The sequence below is a fragment of the Paraburkholderia phenazinium genome (genome assembly GCF_900142845.1).
GTDB classification, from domain to species: Bacteria; Pseudomonadota; Gammaproteobacteria; order Burkholderiales; family Burkholderiaceae; genus Paraburkholderia; species Paraburkholderia phenazinium_A.
In genome coordinates this window covers 1,463,046-1,480,569 of record NZ_FSRU01000001.1, presented here as the reverse complement: position 1 = coordinate 1,480,569, position 17,524 = coordinate 1,463,046, and the positions used below count along the sequence as shown (strand labels likewise).

Here is a 17,524-nt window from a genome sequence, read left to right as displayed (position 1 = left end):
CAAAATACCACGCTCGGGCCAAACGCGTTCTCAGGTCTGCGCAGCGAGCGACGTAGCGAACGCCGCCACACACGCCTCACGCACCCGTTCGATCACCGACGACCAGTCCTCGTCCGCCGCGCGTCGGAACAGCCGCAGCGTATCCGGATACCACGGCGAGTCGCTGCGCGTGTGCATCCAGCGCCAGTCGAGGCCCTGGCTCGGCAGCATGACCCAGCAAGGCTTGCCCATTGAGGCAGCCAGATGAGCGACGGAGGTATCGACGCAAATCACCAGATCGAGCTGCGCGACGATCGCCGCGGTGTCGACCAGGTCCGTCGTCTCCGAGCCGAGATGCAGCAACGGCTGAGCAGCCGGCGGCGACTGGCCCTCTTCTTCGCCCTGACCTTTTTGCAGACTCACGAATTGCAGATCCGGCACGCTCCACAGCGGCGCCACCGCAGTCAGCGAGGGCAGCGAACGGTTGGCGTCGTTGTGGTGTTGCGGATTGCCCTTCCACACCAGCCCGATCCTGCGTCCTGCGGGCAGCGTCGCGAGCCGAGCGCGCCACTGTTCGACGACAGGCTCCGCAAGTCTCACCGGTTCGACGGGCGGAATCGTCTCCAGCGTCGTGCGCAGATGCAGCGGCGCACTCAACAGGCTGGTCCAGCAATCGAAGCCCGAAGCGCGGTCCACGGCCCCCTGGTGATCGACGACCGCATCCACGCCCTCCACCGCCGCCAACAAGCGGCGCAGCGGCGCCAGACAGGCCACCGTAATATGCGTGGCGCCCTGCGCCTTGAGCAACGGCAGATAACGGCCGAACTGCAGCATGTCGCCAAGACCGTCCTCTTGCCAGACCAGCAGCGACTTGCCCGCCAATGCATCGCCATGCCACTGCGCACAGGGCAACAGCCTTGGCGTCTTGTGATAGATAAAGTCGGTCTTCTTGTAGCGTGATTCGTAGAGTCGCCAGCCTTCTTCGAACTCGCCGGTACTGATCAGCAAAGTCGCAAGCGCGAACGTCGCGTCAGGATAGTCCGCGCGGATGGCGATGGCTTGCCGGTAAGCCGCCTCGGCCTCGGGCAAACGGTTGAGCTCCTTCAGCACGTTGCCCAGGTTATAGAGCGCCTCGACAAGATCGGGACGTAGCGCGAGCGCCTGCTGATAAGCGGCGGCCGCTTCCTGCCAGCGCTCCTGGACCTGCAGCACACTGCCCAGGTTGTTGTGAGCTTCGACGCCTCCCGGATTGATGCGCAGTGCCTCGCGATACGCGGCCTCAGCCTCGGCCAGCCGCTCCAGTTTGTGCAGCACGATGCCCAGGTTGTAGTACGCCTCAGCGTAGTCGGGACGCAATGCGAGTGCCTGCCGGTAGGCCGCTTCGGCTTCGGGCAAGCGCTCGAGGTCGGCCAGCACGCTGCCGTGGTTGTTGTGCGCGTCGCTGTAATTCGGGCGAATCGTCACCGCCAGGCGGCAAGCCAGTTCCGCTTCGGGCAAGCGCTTTGAAATCTTCAGCACACTGCCGAGGTTATTGAGGGCCTCGGGATATTGCGGCCGCACGGTCAACGCCTGGCGGTAAGTCTGCTCCGCCTCGGCAAGACGGCCGAGTTCTCTGAGCACATTACCCAGATTGTTATGCGCCTCGGCGCAGTCGGGCCGCACTGCAAGCGATTGCCGGTAAGCGCTTTCCGCCTCATGCAGACGGCGATGATCGTAGAGCACGATGCCCAGGTTGTAGTGAGCCTCCGCGTAATCGGAGCGGATGGCAATGGCCTGCCGGTAGGCCGCTTCTGCGTCATGCAAACGCTTGAGGCTGTACAGCACCGCGCCGAGATTGTTGTAGGCCTGAGCCTGATCGGGCCGGATGGCCGCGACGCTGCGAAACATCGCTTCCGCTTCGAGCAGGCGGTTTAGACCTTTGAGCAGGATGCCGAGGTTGTTGTACGCATCGACGAAATCGGGTTTGACCGCGATCGACTGGCGCCAGTAATTTTCCGCGTCGTCCCAGCGGTTCAGGCCGAGCGCCGCGACCGCGGCAACATTCAGCGTCTCGACCAGCAAGTGTTCGGCGACGCTTTCCCGTGCATCGAGTATGGGCTGAAGCAAGGCCAGGGCTTCGGCAAACTTCCCGGCCCCGCACAGCGAAACCGCCACCTGATGAGGTGCCGTGGTGAGAGGCGCGAGCGTCGATGCCGAAGTCATGGATGGTGGTAGGCGCGATTGTCGGCGCTTGTAAGCTCGGGGAAAGTTGTTCCCTGATCGGGTCCGGTGCGGATGCGTGATTGGCACGCTCTTCATGCAACGGGAGCGCCCCAACAAGCAGGTTACGGCACTTGAGGCCGGCGCGATGGGACGAAATGAGCGTGTTGCCGCACGTTATTCATCGGATGGGCCCGCCCAATCGGGATGCCTTGCGCCCGGCGATACGCTAAGCTCCGAAGCGCGTCGCAAAGAAAATCGGAACCATAACAATGACCCAACTTACGCTCCACCCCGTCACGCAGGACAACTGGATCGCCTGCGCCAAGCTCGAATTGCCGGAAAGCCAGCGCGGCTATGTCGCCCCTAACGTCTACTCCATTGCGGAATCGAAATTCGAACCGCACTATCAGCCGCGAGTGATTCTGCTGGATGAGGAAGTGGCCGGCTTCCTGATGTATTGCCAGGACGACACCGATCAGCAGGCTGAAGCATTCTGGCTGTTCCGCATGATGATCGCCGCTTCGCATCAAGGCAAAGGCCTTGGCTACCAGGCGGTGACACTCGCATTAGCCGAGATGGAAACGATGGGCGCTCGACTGGCCTATACGATGCATAAGCCGGACAACGAAGTGGCCGGCCGCCTCTATGCCAGGCTCGGTTTTCGTCGCGTGGGTGTGCTCGAGGACGGCGACATTCAGTTGCAACGGGACTTTTAAGCTGAGCTTGCCGGCACGGCGGTCCGAATCACCGCCCTAAGACTGCCAGGCCATATGCACAAGCGGAAACGGCCGGCCAGCGGAGTCCGTTGCGGAACGTCCCACATCCTTGAACCCGTAGCGGCGATAGAACTCATGCGCGCGCGGATTCTGTTCGTTGACGTCCACGGTGAGACTGGCGTGCTTCTGCCTCACATGGTCGAGCAGGCTTGTACCGACACCTCGCCCGAACTGCTCGGGGTCCACAAACAACATTTCGACCTGTGCCTCATGCATGCCGATAAAACCGGCAATGAGGCCCTCGGCACTCTCACAGACCCACACTTCCACCGCCGGCAGATACAGGTCTCTGACTTGCGGATAGAGGTCTTCGATATCCTGCTCGCGCAGAAACGTATGCGTCGCTCGCACAGAGCGCAGCCAGATTTCGACCAGCGCCGAGTTGTCGGCGGGAATGCGGCTTCGTATGGTCATGATGGGTATAAGCGAACGCCTCAACAGCTACTCGAAACGCACGTCCCCCGAACCGGAACGGTTGACGATTCGCGTCGACGGGTTCCCGCTGATCCGAACATCGCCCGAACCGGCTACATTGACGATCGCCGAGACTGAGGCATCGCCACGCAGGTCGCCCGATCCATGCACGCTCGCGTTCAACGCGTTCGCCTCGACGGCGTGGACATCCACCGCGCCCGAACCCTGGATGGCCACGTTCACCGTCTTCACGCGGCCGGAAGCCACGAACGAGCCGGACCCGGAAACGCTGAGGTTCAAGGCATCGCCATGGATGCCCGACGCCGTCATCGACCCCGAGCCCTGCAGACTCACCGCACGCAGCGACGGATTCGTAATCACGACCTTGAGGTCCCTCGCCAGCGCGACCGGCTCCTTCAACTCGATGGTCAATACGTCGTCGTGGATGGAAGTGAGCAGCAACGGCAACAGGTTCGCCGGACCGGAGACCGTGATCGACGGGCTTGCGCCAATCGAGAAGACCACCTCAGCCGGCGCACGCAGCTCAATGCCTGAAAACTTGCCTGCTGGCCGCGTTTCGGTCTGATCGGCAGACGAGGCGGCGTTGGCATCCGTCGACACGCGGATCACCGCACCGGCGTTGCTCTGGGCCACCGCCACACTTGCGAGCACGCTAAAGGCCGCCGCCGCGGCAATTCGAACGATGGACACGCTCATGGTCTTTCGCCTCCTTGTCTCAACTCGCTATTGCGGCCCATGGCCGCTTTGGTTGCGCATCATGCGCCTAAGCGCAGCGAGGCGTCAAACCCGCCAGTAAATCGCGTCCTTTGCAACGCTAGCGATCGCTGCGCAACAAACCATACAGCGCGGTATCCGACACCTCGCCGCCGACAACCCAGCGCTCCCTAAGCAATCCTTCGCGGACAAAGCCGGCGCGTTCCAGCACGCGCGCCGACCCGTTGTTGCGCGGGTCGATATCGGCTTCGAGGCGCCGCAGCGACAGCGTCGAGAACGCATGTCCGATCAACGTATGGACCGCTTCCTGCGTGTAGCCTTGCCGCCAGAACTCGCGGGACACGCCAAAGCCGATCTCCGCCCGCAACGAAGGTTCGTAAAGACTGAAGAGCGTGCAAGTGCCGATCATTTGCCCGGTCTCACGCAGGTCGATGGCGCACACCAGGTCCTTGCCGGATGCACTCGCCGTCATCAGACGCGATAGATATTCGCGCGCCTGTTCCAGTTGGGTCATGGGAGCGAATGACCAATAGCGCATGAATTGCGGATCGGAGTACATCGCGAATAGCACAGCCGCATCGTCTTCGCGCAACGGGCGCAGCACCAGACGCGGCGTGTTTAACGTAATGGGTTCGAAGAATGGCATAGCGTGTTTGGTTTGTTTAGACGCTCAGGCCGTATAGCGGCTTGGCCTTGCCCGCAAACCAGTCCCGAAGCGACGCGTCGTCCCAGCTCCCGGCAATACCCGCTGCCTCCTGCAGCAACGCGGTGCCCTCTTTCTGCCGTGCAAGGCCGAACAGTGCCTGAGCGGCCTCAAGCATCAGGAAGGCACGGTCGACGTCTTCGCTGCCGTTGGTCTCGATCAAATGCGTGCCGCGCTCGGCCGCTTCCAGTGCCTTGGCAAACTCGCCCAGGCGATTGAACACCATCGCGCAGAGGTAATCTGCCCGCTCCAGATTGACCCATGTGCCCGCGCGCTGCCAAAGCTCGCGCGCCGCGGACGCGCCCTCGATCATCACCTCGCGGACCTGCGGATGGGCAAGCGTTTCGTCATCCTGCTCAAGCAGCGCCGAGACGATATTGTTGAGACTGGGCGCTGCGAGCGCATCGGCCTCGCTCGATTCGTTCCAGCGTTCGACACCCTCCACCACACCCTGCAGCGCCACGGCGACATCCAGCGCGCGTCCAGGCGTCAGCAGAAAGCTGATCGCCGCCGCGCGCACGACCGTCGTTGCCTGCTCGGCCCGTAGACCCAGCTTCGACATCCGGCGCTCCAGCGCGACGCCCGCCAGCAGATTTCCACTGATATGCGCAGACACCGCCGCGTTACGCAAGACCGCCAGCGGCAACGACTCGTGGCTCGCGGTGCCTTTGGCAATCAGTTCGTAAGCCTCCTGCCAGCGCTGGTTCAATTCGCCGACCACGTGATTCGACAGCCAGCTGAAGCGCGCAAGCTGGTCGGCGGGTAACGCAAGGTCTGCTAGCTGGCGCAGTTTTTCGGCTGCCGCTTGCGGCTCGTCGTCGTGGTTCTGCATCAACAGGCCAAGTTCGTCTGCGATCGTCATCGTGCTGATTCCTCAATTAGAGAACACGTCATTCAAGCGGCATCGCTTTAAGTGCGTCCAACCGCCGGCCGGCTGACGATCTTAAGCATCTGCAAGCAGGGATTGCTCGGCGACCAAAGCTCGGGGAACACCTCGACAGGAGCAAATCCCATCCGCTCATAAAAGCCGCGCGTCAAGGCGTAATGCGGATTGGGACTCGTCGCCGCGATGGTCTTCACTTGCAGGAAGCGTGCGCCGTGTTCGGCGAGCCAGGATTCCACGTGCATCAACAGCTTCTTGCCGACACCTTGGCCTCGCACTTCGGCATGCACCGCCACGCAGTGAATTTCCCAAGCTTGAGGGAAGTGTTCGCGTAACGTCAAGAAGCCGATAATCCGGCATTCATGACGCATCACAAAGGTGGGCAACGTGGCCGTATCGCGGACGTACTGCATTAACGCTTCTTCAATGCCGAACCATTCAGGCACGCTGCGCAGGATGGCTTCGCACGCTGCCTGAATATCGCCTTGCGGACGGACGCCACCCACAGGCCAGCGATAACCCAGCACCGATTCGCGCGGATAAGCGTTCTCGCAGACCTGGCCAAGCTGGTTGCCGCCCAACAGGTAAACCGATTCGCTATCGGCGCGCAGGAAGAAGCCAACATGCCCCTTCCAGCTCTCCGGCTCGTCGCGGTACAGCACGGCAATGCATCCTAAAGCCGGTTGCGCGAGCGGCTCGCCCCATTCGAGCCAGGAGCGGGCCAGCGCCGAACCCGTACCTGGCATATCGAGCCGCGCTAAACACCAGTTCACGAACGACGAACACCACGAGGCCTTGTCGTCGTAGCCGCGAATATTCGTGTGTTCGTGGTACTCGGTAATGCGCGGATTGCTCTGCCCTGGCGGATATTGCGCGATGCCGGTTTCCCTCCGTGCAACGGCAAACCAGGGTGGGACATTGACTGATTCGATGTTGTATTGAGGATCGTCCATAGTGTGCAGTTCAACTTTGGGGCGGCCGCTGAATCATGCCGCCCCAATCGGACTTAAGGTTTCATCAAGAGGTAGTAGCCAAAGCCTAGCGTTGCGCGTCCCCACTTGAGGTACGCCATGTGCCACTTCTGCATGCGCACGCTAAAGGCCTCGGCCTCGGGGTCGTCGGGATGGTCGGCGAGGTAGCGCATCATCGCGTTGCAGTACTTGCCTTCGTAATCGTCCCACTCGTCATCGTTGCTCGTTGTCGTGCGCAGCACCACGTATCCGCAGGTCCGTGCCCGCTCCGCATTGTCCGCGTGCGTCGCGAACTCATCAAGCGTGCCGTCGATCGCCTCGAGATAGCCGCTTGACGGCGGCTGTTTCCAATACCCGTCTGCGACAAGCAGGCGTCCACCGGGTTTGAGCCAGTCGAAGCAGGTTCGCAGACACGCGTCGAACGAACCGAACGCATGGACCGAACCGACGCATAGCACCGCGGCATAAGCCTCGGCCTCGCGGGGATGCTCCAGCAGCGGACAGTCGAACAACTGCAGACGATCGTTAGCGCCTCGCCATTCAAGGCGCGCGCGATCGAGAAACGCCGCGTTGATATCGACGCCCACGCCGCGCGCAGGACATCGTTCAAGCAGTTCGCGCAACAAGGCGGCCTTGCCGCACCCTGCGTCGAGTACGACGTCGTGCGCGGTCAAGCCGTCGCCGAGACTGTCTAAGAGTTGCTGTGCCTTAGATGGCGAGAGCGGGCTGAGATAGTGATGATCGCGATGCGCGATCGTCGAGAAGCGAAAGGGATTTGCGGATGTACCGGACATGATTCCATTGCATGGAGAGGTGGGATGAAAGATGGATAAAACCTGAGTGGCACACAACTTTCATATCCAGACCTCCGATGCGTTAAATGGAATTCGCGGCGACAGATAGTAAGGCAGAAATCTGCTTTTGACGAATCTTTCCGCACGAAGTGAAGCGGCACAACACCTCGACCGAACGCAACCGCTCAATGCAGGTCGGCCCGCGCGCGCATTTCGTACACCTCTTCCAGATTCGGCGCGGGTTCGCTCAAACTGTCGACGAAGCATTGCGTGGCCGGATCGCTAATGAAGCTGGCGGCCGAACCGGCCGTCAGGATCGCCTCGCACTCCTGCGGTCGCGCAACGACGAAGCCTTGCACATAGTCCACGCCGATTTCCTTGAGCGCCCGCAGCGTGTTCGCATCTTCGACCCACTCGGCAATGCTGCGCATGCCGAGGTTGCGCGCAAGGGCGACGATTGCCTCGACGATCGCCGTATCGGCGGGATGCTCGCACATCGTGCGAATGAACTCGCCGTCGATCTTCAAGGCATCGGCCGACAGGTCCTTCAGATACTTGAACGAGGTATAGCCCGCGCCGAAGTCGTCGAGCGCGATCTTGCCGCCCATATCGTGAACGCGCGCGATAAACCGCTGCGTGTTTTCCAGATCGTGCAGTGCGACGCTCTCGGTGATTTCGAGGCACAGGTAACGGATAATCGGGCGGTAGCGCGCGAACAGCGCGAAGATGTCTTCCATGAACTGCTCGTCGTTGAGCGACCCACCGCTCAGGTTGACGCACACAAAGCGCGTCTTCGGCAACGCATGCCGGTTCCGCTCGATCCATTCGAGCACCGTGGTCAGCACCCATCTGTCGATGGCGGCAATGTTGCCGGACTCCTCCGCCGCCACGATCACCTTGCCGGCCGGCAGTATCGCGCCGTCCGGCGCACGCCAGCGCAGCAGCACTTCGAAGTCGAGCGACGCGGTGGGTGCGGCGAGCGACATGATCGGCTGCATCACCAGGAACAGTCCGCCGGGCAAGCGGTTTTGCCCTAGCGTCTCGACCAGCATGAGTTCCTTGGCGCGCTCCTCGAAGGCCGCCGCGCCCTTGCGATAGGTGACGAGATGCCCGTGCGCCACGCCTTTCGCCTCACGGCAGGCGCCATCCGCGTTGGACAGCGCGTCCTGCACCCGCACGCCGTGCGAGCATTCCACGAGGCCAATCGACGCCTTCACCTGAAACGCGCAATTGCCGACCTGATACGGCGCGGCGCTGAGCAAGGTGACAAGTTCGCGGCACTGCTCGATCGCATCGTCGATCGAGGTGTTGCTCATCACGCAGATGAACTCGTCGCCGCCGATGCGTCCCACCGCATACTCAGGCCGGAACAGTGAACGGGCACGCGCGGCGACCTGCTTGAGCACCTCGTCGCCAGCGCGATGCCCGAACAGATCGTTGACGAGCTTGAAGCGGTCGAGGTCGATATAGGCCAGCGCCCACGGCGTGTGCTCCTCGCTTTGCGCCGCGATGGCCCGTTCCACTCCGCGGCGATTCAACGAGGCGGTCAGGGGATCATGGTCGACGAGAAAATGCAGACGCTCGATCGCTTTGGCGCGCTCCGTCACGTCCTGCAACGAGCCTTCGATCCAGCCGTTCGAGCGCGTCGCCTTCAGCGAGTAACGCCGCTCGGCCGTGCCCCACTCCGCCGAACCGCCGAGTTCGAGCTCGCCCTCGCTGCCCTTCTGCGCCAGCGCCTGCAAAGAGCCCCACGCGCCCGGCTCGAAGTAATCCTTCCAGAGCCGCACCTTGTATTCGGCCTTGCGCAGATCGAGCATCGCACGCAAGGCGGGATTGGCGCGCACGAAATGGCCGTTCTCATCGAGCGTGAAGAGACCGATCGGCGTGACGTCATAGGTGTTGCGCAACTCCGTTTGCATCCGCCGGCGGCGCTCGCGCTCGGCGCGCATCTGCTCGGCAATCGCAAAGGCGGCCATCATGCTCGACGACAGCGCCGCCACCACCGGATTCACGCCGCCGAACAGCAGCTTGATGCCGAACGCCGCGCCCAGCACTTCGGAGAAGATCGAAAACAGCACGACGACCATCGACGCCACGTACCACAGCACGGTGCGCGAGCCGGTCATCCACACCAGCCGCGCAAGCAGGAAGACCAGCACGGCCATGCCGATGCTGCTGAAGGTCCACATCACCGGAATGAACTTCGCGTATGGCAGCACCGCCGCCGCAGCGAGGTTCAACAGGCCGGCGTACAGCACCGTGCGCAGCAGCCAGCGATACCCCACCACCTTCAGTTCGCGGCGGAACAACTGATTGAACAGGGCCCCCGTCAGCAGGTAGTACACGGCAAACGTGTACTGGCGCAGCAAAGGCATGTAGTCGGGTGGAATGACGCGGCCAATCCATTCCATGTCCCAGCCCATCGCATTCGAGCAGAGCCGCAGATTGCCGATCAGCCAGGCCGCGAAGATCACATAGGTCAACTCGCGGTTGATGAGGGCCGTCACGAACACGAAGATGGCGAGCGTCAGCAGGCCGCCGGCAATCAGCGCCGCGTTTTCGTGGAAGTCGAGCGCCGAGTCGCTGAGCGCCGCGCCATCCCAGGCGAGCACATTCAGGTACGCGGGGCCCGAAAATGTGCCGCGGCACAATACCTGTGCGGGCTCGGCGGCGGCATTGACCGGCAACTCGAAACCCGCCTTGACGGGACTGAGCTTGCCGCTCGTGCCATGGCGATCGGCCTGGCCGAGCGGCGCCAGCGTCGCGGCATTCCAGCAAGCCAGGGTTTGCGCGTGGCGCGAGGGAAATTCAACTACGGTCGGATGCCCCGGATTGACCGGCGGCACGTCGAACAGGAACCAGAAGGGCGATTCGGCAAGCCGCGTGCTGTAGCGCCTGGTGGTGGGCGCCTGCTGCAGGCTCTTCAAGGTGGCCAGCGCCTCGGCCGGCCCTAGCGATGCGCGCTTGTCCGGCACGATGTGCAGCGCGAGCGTGACAGCACCCGCCGACTGAAATTGCCGGGGTGCCCAGAATAACGTGGCGACCGTGGCGAGCGTAATAAGCGCCGGCACGACGTAGACCGCGAATGCGTACAGAAGCCAGTCGATAAACGACCCCGCGCGCATGTATTTCGACCGCGAAAAGAACGTCGCCGACTCCATACCCGGAATTCCCCTTATGCGGCAAAGCCCTCAACGTAAACGATGACGGAGCCAAGAGGCCCCGCCACCACCGCGTTACCCATTACAGCGTGACACGTTCGTTGGCCTGCCGGAGCACTTTGTTTTACTTGCCATATCCAATTTGAGTAGCTTCCAAGCATCCTACAGTTTCCCGGTTGAAAGATAAATCTGCGGGCGACAAATCAATGTCCGGGTGATACGTATGGATCATAAACTTGAGCAGCGGATGGCCGGCCGCCGCCCAGCGCTCGCGCGCCACGGCCACCGGCTTGGCCATCACCCGGTGCGGCAGGCCGCCGACGTGCGCCATGGGCAGGAACTGGTTCTTGCCGAAAACGTCGTCGAACAGCATGGCTTCATACTCGCGATCCAGCGGCGAACGCGCGGTAATGACCATCCAGTCGATCTCCTGTTGCTGGCAATACAAAAACAATGCCTTGCACAGGCCGATCTTGACCATCCGCCCAATCGTCCCGCCGGCCACGCCCAGCCGCGTGGCTTCCGCCATGCGCGTGCCCTGCAACCAGTCCGGCAACTGCACCGACTGCTCGACGGCCAGCGGTGCGAACTCGTTCGTCTGAATCCGCAGGGTGCCGAGCGGGCCGCCGTCCAGCTTCGACTGGGCCAGCAACACGGCCGTTCCGGGCTCGCAGTCCCCCTTTTCAATCGTCATCTTGCTGGCAAAGTCCGGCAAATGCCGGCCGTAAGCCATTTGTCGCATCATGACAGCTTTTTGAAGGGAATCGCTATCGGCGGCTATACGAATGGTAAACGGCAGTCTCTCCGTTTTCCTGAGTGGAATCGTCTCTGCGATCTCCGGGTTGGCGGCGTGTTCGTGATGGAGTTCGGAAACTAATACTGAAGGATTTAGGCGATCCATTTTATAACCCCAGTTGGCTAATAGAGAAAGGAAACCATCGCACCTGGCACTCCAGAATTCCGCGCTTCAGTACGACAAATCTAGCCTCTCACGAACTGAAATTTACGGGTGAGTCCTATCTAATATTTCTTAATAATTAACGTCTTAGTGAGGACGCCAAGCCATTGCAGCCGTGGGCTTCCACCTCCTCGCAAAGGCACGCCCGGCAACGCGCATCGCCCGGCGCAAGCCAGATCGTTGCGCTTGCACTAAACTTGCGGCCTTCAACAACATCGCGCCTTGCTAAATCGCGCTTCGCGAACTCATGACCGCTCAATCCGCCGACACCTCCGACGAGCCCCGACCTCCGCCCTCCTCTGCCCCTGGCGACGAGACCTTCACTAGCGAAGCACTGCATCGCAGCCTGCCGCGCAGCAGGCCGTTTCAGCGCTTCTGGTGTACCCGCGTGTTCTCGTCCCTTTCGTTCCAGATGCTGGCGGTCGCAATGGGCTGGCACATCTACGGACTCACGCACAGTGCCTTCGCGCTCGGCCTTCTCGGCCTCGCGCAATTCCTGCCGATGTTCACGCTGACCCTCGTCGTAGGCCAGGTCGCCGACCGCTACGACCGCCGGCGTATCGCGGCCGTCTGTCAAAGCGCCGAAGCCGCCGCTGCGCTGGTGTTTGCATGGGGTACCTTCGGTGGCTGGCTGAGTGCGCCTGTGATCTATGGACTCGCCGCTTGTCTCGGCGCTGCCCGCGCCTTCGAATCGCCCGCCGTGTCGTCGCTGCTGCCCGGTGTGGTGCCGCGCAGCCAGTTGCCTCAGGCGACCGCATGGGCGACCTCGGCCGGCCAGACGGCGCAGATCGTCGGTCCCGCGCTCGGCGGCCTGCTGTACGGAGTGGGTGCCGGTCCGGCGTATCTCGTGTGCGCGCTCACGTTTGCTACGGCCGCCGCACTCGTGTGGGGTATTCCACTACAGGCACGGCCCGCTACCCGCGCGCCGGTGACGTTGACATCGGTCTTCTCGGGGATCGGCTTCATCCGCAAACAGCCCGTCATCCTCGGGGCGCTTTCGCTCGATCTGTTCGCTGTCCTGTTCGGTGGCGCGACTGCCCTGCTGCCGGTGTTTGCACGCGACATCCTGCACGCCGGGCCATTGGGACTCGGCTTGCTGCGCTCGGCATCGGCGGTCGGCGCGCTCTCCGGCACGATCTGGCTGGCGCACTTTCCGCTGCGCAAGCGGCCCGGTGCTGCGATGTTTGGCGGGGTCATCGCATTCGGCCTCGCCACCCTGGTGTTCGGGCTCTCGCATCAGATCGTGATCTCGCTGCTGGCGCTCGCCGTGCTTGGCGCATCGGATGTGATCAGCGTCGTGGTGCGCCTCTCGCTCGTGCAACTTCGCACGCCTGACGAGATGCTCGGACGCGTGAGCGCAGTCAACGCGCTGTTCATCGGCTCGTCGAATCAGCTTGGCGAGTTCGAGTCGGGTCTGACTGCCGGATGGTGGGGTGCCCAGCCTGCGGTGCTGATAGGCGGCGTGGCAACCATCGCCGTTGCACTGCTGTGGATGAAGCTGTTTCCCGAGCTTCGCCGGGTCCGCACGCTAGGCCATGAAGACGAACCCGTCACCGCAGGTTCGTAAGATCTGCCAGGTGAATGTCCCAGGTGAGCGAGTGTTGCGCTGAGGCGACATGAGAGCACTGCGCGAGGCGCGCGACGGCGATGCCTCGCGCGTCAAACTTACCGGTCGCTTCAGGCTCAAGAAAAAACGACCGGCAGTTCAGTGAACGCGGCGTTTGCAGCGGCCCGTGTCGAATCGCACCATTCTGCGAATCTCCAGTCAAACGAGTAGCATAGGTCCCAGACTGATGTGAAAACGGAGGAGACATGCAGACCGCTCATCAACCTCACCATTTCCACCTCGAGCTACGCCACGCAACGGTACCCACCTACGTGACGAGCTACCTGTTTCCCATTCTGCTGCTCGCCTACGAGGCGTGGCGGGTTGGGCACTGGATCTTCGATTACGGCATGAACTTCGCGAACTTCCGCTACATGGGCTATGAATTCCTGCTCATGCTGACGTTCGTCGCGCTGCAGATCCTGGTGGAGATTGTGTTCCTCGCGGGTGCAGGCATCACCAAACATCCGGACTTCGAACATCGGGTCTCGAATGTTCTGGTGGGGATCGGTTGCTCCTTCGTGGTGCTCGGCTTCGACCTGGCGTTGCAGTACGCGCTGTAACGCCGTACACGTTGCCCCTCACGCCTTGCGCTGCAGGGCGAACAGGGTGCCAGCGAGCAGGATGAACGCGCCGATAATGACCTTCTGCCACGTGCTCGGCACGCCCACCAGGATCAGCACGTTGTTGATCAGGGTGACCAGCACCACGCCTAGCAGCGTGCCGACCACGGTGCCGGTGCCACCCGTAATGCGCGCGCCGCCGAGAATCACCGCCGCGATCACATCGAGTTCCGAGCCGACCAGGTCGAACGGATTCGCGAGCCGGTTATTGGCTACGTGCAGAATCCCTGCGATGCCTGCCAGCATGCCCGTATAGCCGAACACAAACAGATGGATTGCGCGCAGGTTGTAGCCGAGGCGCTCCGCAATCGCGAGGCTGCCGCCCATGGCGTAAACGCCGCGTCCCATCATGGTCCGGTTCAGCAGCCACCATGTCACCACCGCCGCCACCAGCAGCGCCAGCACCGAAACCGGCAGCACGGCGCGCAAGCCGTCGGCGGTCTGATAGAAAAACAGCGGGATGCGGCCGAAGCGATCCATGCTGTGCGGAATGTTCATGAAGAACGTCGTGCCGATGAAGGTCAGCAGGATGCCGCGATAGAGATACTGCGTGCCGATCGTCACGATCAGCGACGGCGCTTTCAGCCGGTGCACCAGCACGCCGTTGATCAGGCCGAGCACAATGCCGCCGAGCGCGCCGGTGATCAGGATCAACGCGAACGGCTCGTCGGGCCACCACGCGAACACGGCCTTCGTGATCCCATACATGGTGAGCGCGCCGATCGCGGTGAACGACACGTCGATGCCGCCCGAGGCCAGCACCACCAGCGTGCCGAGCGCAAACAGCGACACGGTAGTGGCCGAATGCAGCAGGTCGAACAGCGTCGCCAGTTGAAAGAAGCGCGGATTGATCGCGCCGACGATGATGCACATCACCACGATCAGCCCGGCGGTGAACCACTCGGGGTTGCGCGCGAGCTTGGCCCGCAAGCTGAGCGGCTTCACCTGCGGTGCGATGTCGATGACAGTTGGCGTGGTCATGGTCTGGTTGATGCGCGGGTTCATGCGGGTCACGTCCTCTCAGCGTACTCTATGCGGCTTCCGACAGCAGCGCGTGATACAGGTCGGCTTCTTGCAACTGGTCGGCTTGATATTCGTTCGCAACGCGTCCTTTCTTCATCATCAGGATGCGGTCGCAGTTCTGCAGCAGCTCGGGCAGGTCGTCGCTGATCAGGATAATGCCGATGCCCCGCTGCGACAGGCGCTGCATGATGCGGTAGATGATGTCCTTCGAGCCGACATCCACGCCGACCGTCGGACCGTGCAGGATCAACACGCGCGGATCGATGGCGAGCCAGCGGCCGATCAGCACGCGTTGCTGGTTACCGCCGGACAGCGACTGCACGGGTTTGTCGACGTCGGGCGTCGCGATCTGCAACTCCTTGACGGTGTCGACGGCGAGCGCTTGCGCACGCGTGCGGTCGATCTGGCCGAAGCGGTCGCGCAGGCTCGAGATCATCGCGGTGATGACGTTGTCGCGAATCGACTTGTCGAGGAACAGCCCTTCGTTCAGGCGGTCTTCCGGTACATAGCCGATCCGGTGGTTCTTCGCATCGGACGGCGTGTGCAAAACAATGCGCTTGCCGTCCAGCACGATCTCGCCATGCTGCGCAGGCGCCACGCCCGCGAGCGCGCGCGCCAGTTCATTGCGTCCCGAGTCGAGCAGTCCGGTGACGCCGAGAATCTCGCCACGGTGCAGCGCAAACGAGACATCGGCGAACTGGCCGGTGCGCGTGAGGCCGCTCACGTCGAGCACCACTTCGGCGCCGAAACCCCCTTCGCGATAGCGCTCGCTCGACAGATGCCGGCCCGTCATCAGTTCGCTGATCTGGGACTTGGTGTAGTTCGCGATCGGCCCTTGCGCCATGGTCTGGCCGTCGCGCAACACGATTACTTCGCCGCCGATCGCATAGCATTCGTCGAGCTTGTGACTGACGAACAGCACCGTCACGCCCTGCGCGCGCAAATTGCCTAGTACTGCGATCAGGTTGTCGACTTCTTTCTGCGTCAGCGAGGTGGTGGGCTCGTCCATGATGACGAACTTCGCCTCGCTCGCAATGGCGCGCGCAATCGCCACGAGCTGGCGGGTCGCGAGCGGCAATTCTTCGACGAGGGTGGACTGGAACTCCGCGTCGCCGGGCAGGCCGACGGCCGCCAGCGCACGCTCCGCCGTCTTCGCCAATGCGCGGCGGTCGAAGGTACGGGTCAGGCGGCCGTTGTGCGTAGCCAGCTCCGAGGTCAGCGCGACGTTTTCGGCCACGCTCATGTTCGGCAACAAGGAGAGGTCCTGATACACCGTCTCGATCCCCGCCGCGAGCGATTCCAGCGCCGTGAGGCGAGCGTGCCGCTCGCCTTCGATAATGAGCTCGCCCTCATCGGGCGGCTGCGCGCCGGAGATGATCTTGATCAGCGTGCTCTTGCCGCAACCGTTTTCGCCGAGCAGGTGATAGATCTGTCCGCGCTGAAACGACAGGCTCACGCCACGCAGCGCATGCACGCCGGTGAAACGCTTGTGCACGCCAACCACTTGCAGAAACGGCACGGAAGCAGCGTCTGTATTCATAGTCCGATTGCAACCTTTAAGACCTAGGAGCAGCCTGCGTTTTCTTCTTCAAAGGTGTGCCCGCAAGCGAGCACACCTCCACTCAGGAAGCGACAGCCGTTAGAACGCGTAGTTCTTGTAGTTCGACTTGTCGACGTCGACCCAGCCCTGGCCGCGCACGATGATGCCCTTGCCCGGACCCTTGGTCACGGTCACCTTCGTGTAGCCCGGAATGCCGAGGTTGTCGCCGTCATGCACCGTCTGGCCGTGGATCAGCATCAGCGCGATCTTGTTCATCGCTATGCCGGCAAGCTTCGGATCCCAGAACGAAATGCCGTTGATGGCGCCGCTTTCGAGGAACTTGGCGGCTTCGGTCGGCAGGCCCGTGCCGTACACGCAGATCTTGCCCTGCAGGCCCGCTTCTTCAACCGCGCGGCCAATGCCGATCACGTCGAGCGACGACGACCCCTGGAAGCCCTTCAGGTCCGGATGCTTGCGCAACACTTCCTTGGCGACTTCATAGGCGCGTTCGCCGTCGTTATTGGTTTCGAGCTTCGGTTCGACCAGATCCATCTTCGGATACCTGGCCTTGGCGTTGCCGATCCCGCCATCCGCCCACTGCACCTGCGAGCGGCTGCCGAGCGACCCCACCAGCACGGCCCATTTGCCTTCGTCGTGCATGCAGCCGGCCAGCCGCTGGTTCAGGTTCGCGCCATACGCCGTGTTGTCGAACGCTTCGATGTCGACCATGGTGTTCTTTTCGTTGTCCGCCTCATGCGTGACCACCTTGATGCCGCGGTCCATCGCCTTCTTCAGCGCGGGTTCGAGCGTGGGCGGATCGTAGGGCACCACGGCCAGCGCATCGACCTTCTTGGCGATCAGGTCTTCGATGATCTTCAGTTGCTGCGCCGCGTCGGCCTGGCCCGGGCCGGTCTGATAGGCCGTTACGCCCGGGTTGTCCTTGGCGAATTCCTTGACGCCCTCGTCCATGCGGTTGAACCAGTTGATGCCGGTCACCTTCACCACCGTGACGATCGTCACATTGTCCGCCGCGTGCGCTGCGGCGATCACGCCTACCGTGAGCACGCCTGCTGCCAGTGCGGCGCCCAATCGAGTCAGTTTCATTCCATGTCTCCTTTTTCTTTCGATGTCGCCCTGCTTCACGGTTGCGGACATC

At 62.4% G+C, this 17,524-nt stretch carries 15 protein-coding genes and 1 pseudogene; 3 read left to right on the top strand and 13 right to left on the bottom strand.

The window, feature by feature from the left end; translation table 11 throughout:
* Positions 1-30: 30 nt before the first annotated feature.
* Complete coding sequence (locus BUS12_RS06425) at positions 31-2,181, bottom strand: tetratricopeptide repeat protein (RefSeq protein WP_074294794.1); 2,151 nt, start codon at positions 2,179-2,181, stop codon at positions 31-33.
* 269 nt (positions 2,182-2,450) lie between these two features.
* Here BUS12_RS06425 and BUS12_RS06420 point away from each other — a divergent pair, with 269 nt between their 5' ends.
* Positions 2,451-2,897, top strand: a complete 447-nt coding sequence (locus BUS12_RS06420) for a GNAT family N-acetyltransferase (protein WP_074294792.1) — start codon at positions 2,451-2,453, stop codon at positions 2,895-2,897.
* A 36-nt stretch (positions 2,898-2,933) separates the two neighbouring features.
* On the opposite strand, the gene BUS12_RS06415 is transcribed toward BUS12_RS06420, so the two are convergent.
* The 9 genes and pseudogenes from BUS12_RS06415 to BUS12_RS06375 all read right to left on the bottom strand — a co-directional run bounded on the left by BUS12_RS06415 (position 2,934) and on the right by BUS12_RS06375 (position 11,519).
* Positions 2,934-3,371 (bottom strand): acetyltransferase, encoded by a 438-nt coding sequence (locus BUS12_RS06415; protein WP_074294790.1) that lies wholly within the window; start codon positions 3,369-3,371, stop codon positions 2,934-2,936.
* A 27-nt stretch (positions 3,372-3,398) separates the two neighbouring features.
* Positions 3,399-4,088 (bottom strand): GIN domain-containing protein, encoded by a 690-nt coding sequence (locus BUS12_RS06410; protein ID WP_074294788.1) that lies wholly within the window; start codon positions 4,086-4,088, stop codon positions 3,399-3,401.
* A gap of 118 nt (positions 4,089-4,206) precedes the next feature.
* On the bottom strand, positions 4,207-4,752 hold the full coding sequence (locus BUS12_RS06405) for a GNAT family N-acetyltransferase (protein WP_074294786.1): 546 nt from the start codon (positions 4,750-4,752) through the stop codon (positions 4,207-4,209).
* A gap of 16 nt (positions 4,753-4,768) precedes the next feature.
* Positions 4,769-5,671 carry a hypothetical protein gene (locus tag BUS12_RS06400; RefSeq protein WP_074294784.1) on the bottom strand — a complete coding sequence of 301 codons (903 nt, stop codon included), beginning with the start codon at positions 5,669-5,671 and terminating at the stop codon, positions 4,769-4,771.
* Between the two features lie 47 nt (positions 5,672-5,718).
* Entirely contained in the window at positions 5,719-6,105 is a 387-nt protein-coding gene (locus BUS12_RS39245) for a GNAT family N-acetyltransferase (protein WP_290439570.1), read from the bottom strand.
* A 93-nt stretch (positions 6,106-6,198) separates the two neighbouring features.
* Positions 6,199-6,645 (bottom strand): annotated as a pseudogene (locus BUS12_RS39240) (TIGR02594 family protein); the annotation flags it as partial.
* Between the two features lie 53 nt (positions 6,646-6,698).
* Positions 6,699-7,457: an SAM-dependent methyltransferase gene (locus tag BUS12_RS06385; protein WP_074294783.1), complete on the bottom strand. Its 759-nt coding sequence runs from the start codon at positions 7,455-7,457 to the stop codon at positions 6,699-6,701.
* Positions 7,458-7,642: 185 nt separating this feature from the next.
* Positions 7,643-10,618, bottom strand: coding sequence for a putative bifunctional diguanylate cyclase/phosphodiesterase (locus tag BUS12_RS06380; protein ID WP_074294781.1), 2,976 nt, complete (start codon positions 10,616-10,618; stop codon positions 7,643-7,645).
* 124 nt (positions 10,619-10,742) lie between these two features.
* Positions 10,743-11,519 (bottom strand): hypothetical protein, encoded by a 777-nt coding sequence (locus BUS12_RS06375; RefSeq protein WP_074294779.1) that lies wholly within the window; start codon positions 11,517-11,519, stop codon positions 10,743-10,745.
* Positions 11,520-11,823: 304 nt separating this feature from the next.
* On the opposite strand from BUS12_RS06375, the gene BUS12_RS06370 reads away from it, so the two are divergent.
* On the top strand, positions 11,824-13,143 hold the full coding sequence (locus BUS12_RS06370; protein ID WP_083640269.1) for an MFS transporter: 1,320 nt from the start codon (positions 11,824-11,826) through the stop codon (positions 13,141-13,143).
* 245 nt (positions 13,144-13,388) lie between these two features.
* Complete coding sequence (locus BUS12_RS06365; protein WP_074294778.1) at positions 13,389-13,745, top strand: hypothetical protein; 357 nt, start codon at positions 13,389-13,391, stop codon at positions 13,743-13,745.
* A gap of 18 nt (positions 13,746-13,763) precedes the next feature.
* Here BUS12_RS06365 and BUS12_RS06360 read toward each other — a convergent pair whose 3' ends face one another.
* From BUS12_RS06360 to BUS12_RS06350, 3 genes are all read right to left on the bottom strand, one after another.
* Positions 13,764-14,810, bottom strand: coding sequence for an ABC transporter permease (locus BUS12_RS06360; protein WP_074294776.1), 1,047 nt, complete (start codon positions 14,808-14,810; stop codon positions 13,764-13,766).
* A 25-nt stretch (positions 14,811-14,835) separates the two neighbouring features.
* Positions 14,836-16,368, bottom strand: a complete 1,533-nt coding sequence (locus BUS12_RS06355; RefSeq protein WP_074294774.1) for a sugar ABC transporter ATP-binding protein — start codon at positions 16,366-16,368, stop codon at positions 14,836-14,838.
* 99 nt (positions 16,369-16,467) lie between these two features.
* The gene (locus tag BUS12_RS06350; protein ID WP_074294772.1) at positions 16,468-17,472 is read right to left on the bottom strand and encodes a substrate-binding domain-containing protein; all 1,005 of its coding nucleotides are present in this window, start codon (positions 17,470-17,472) and stop codon (positions 16,468-16,470) included.
* Between the last annotated feature and the right edge of the window lie 52 nt (positions 17,473-17,524).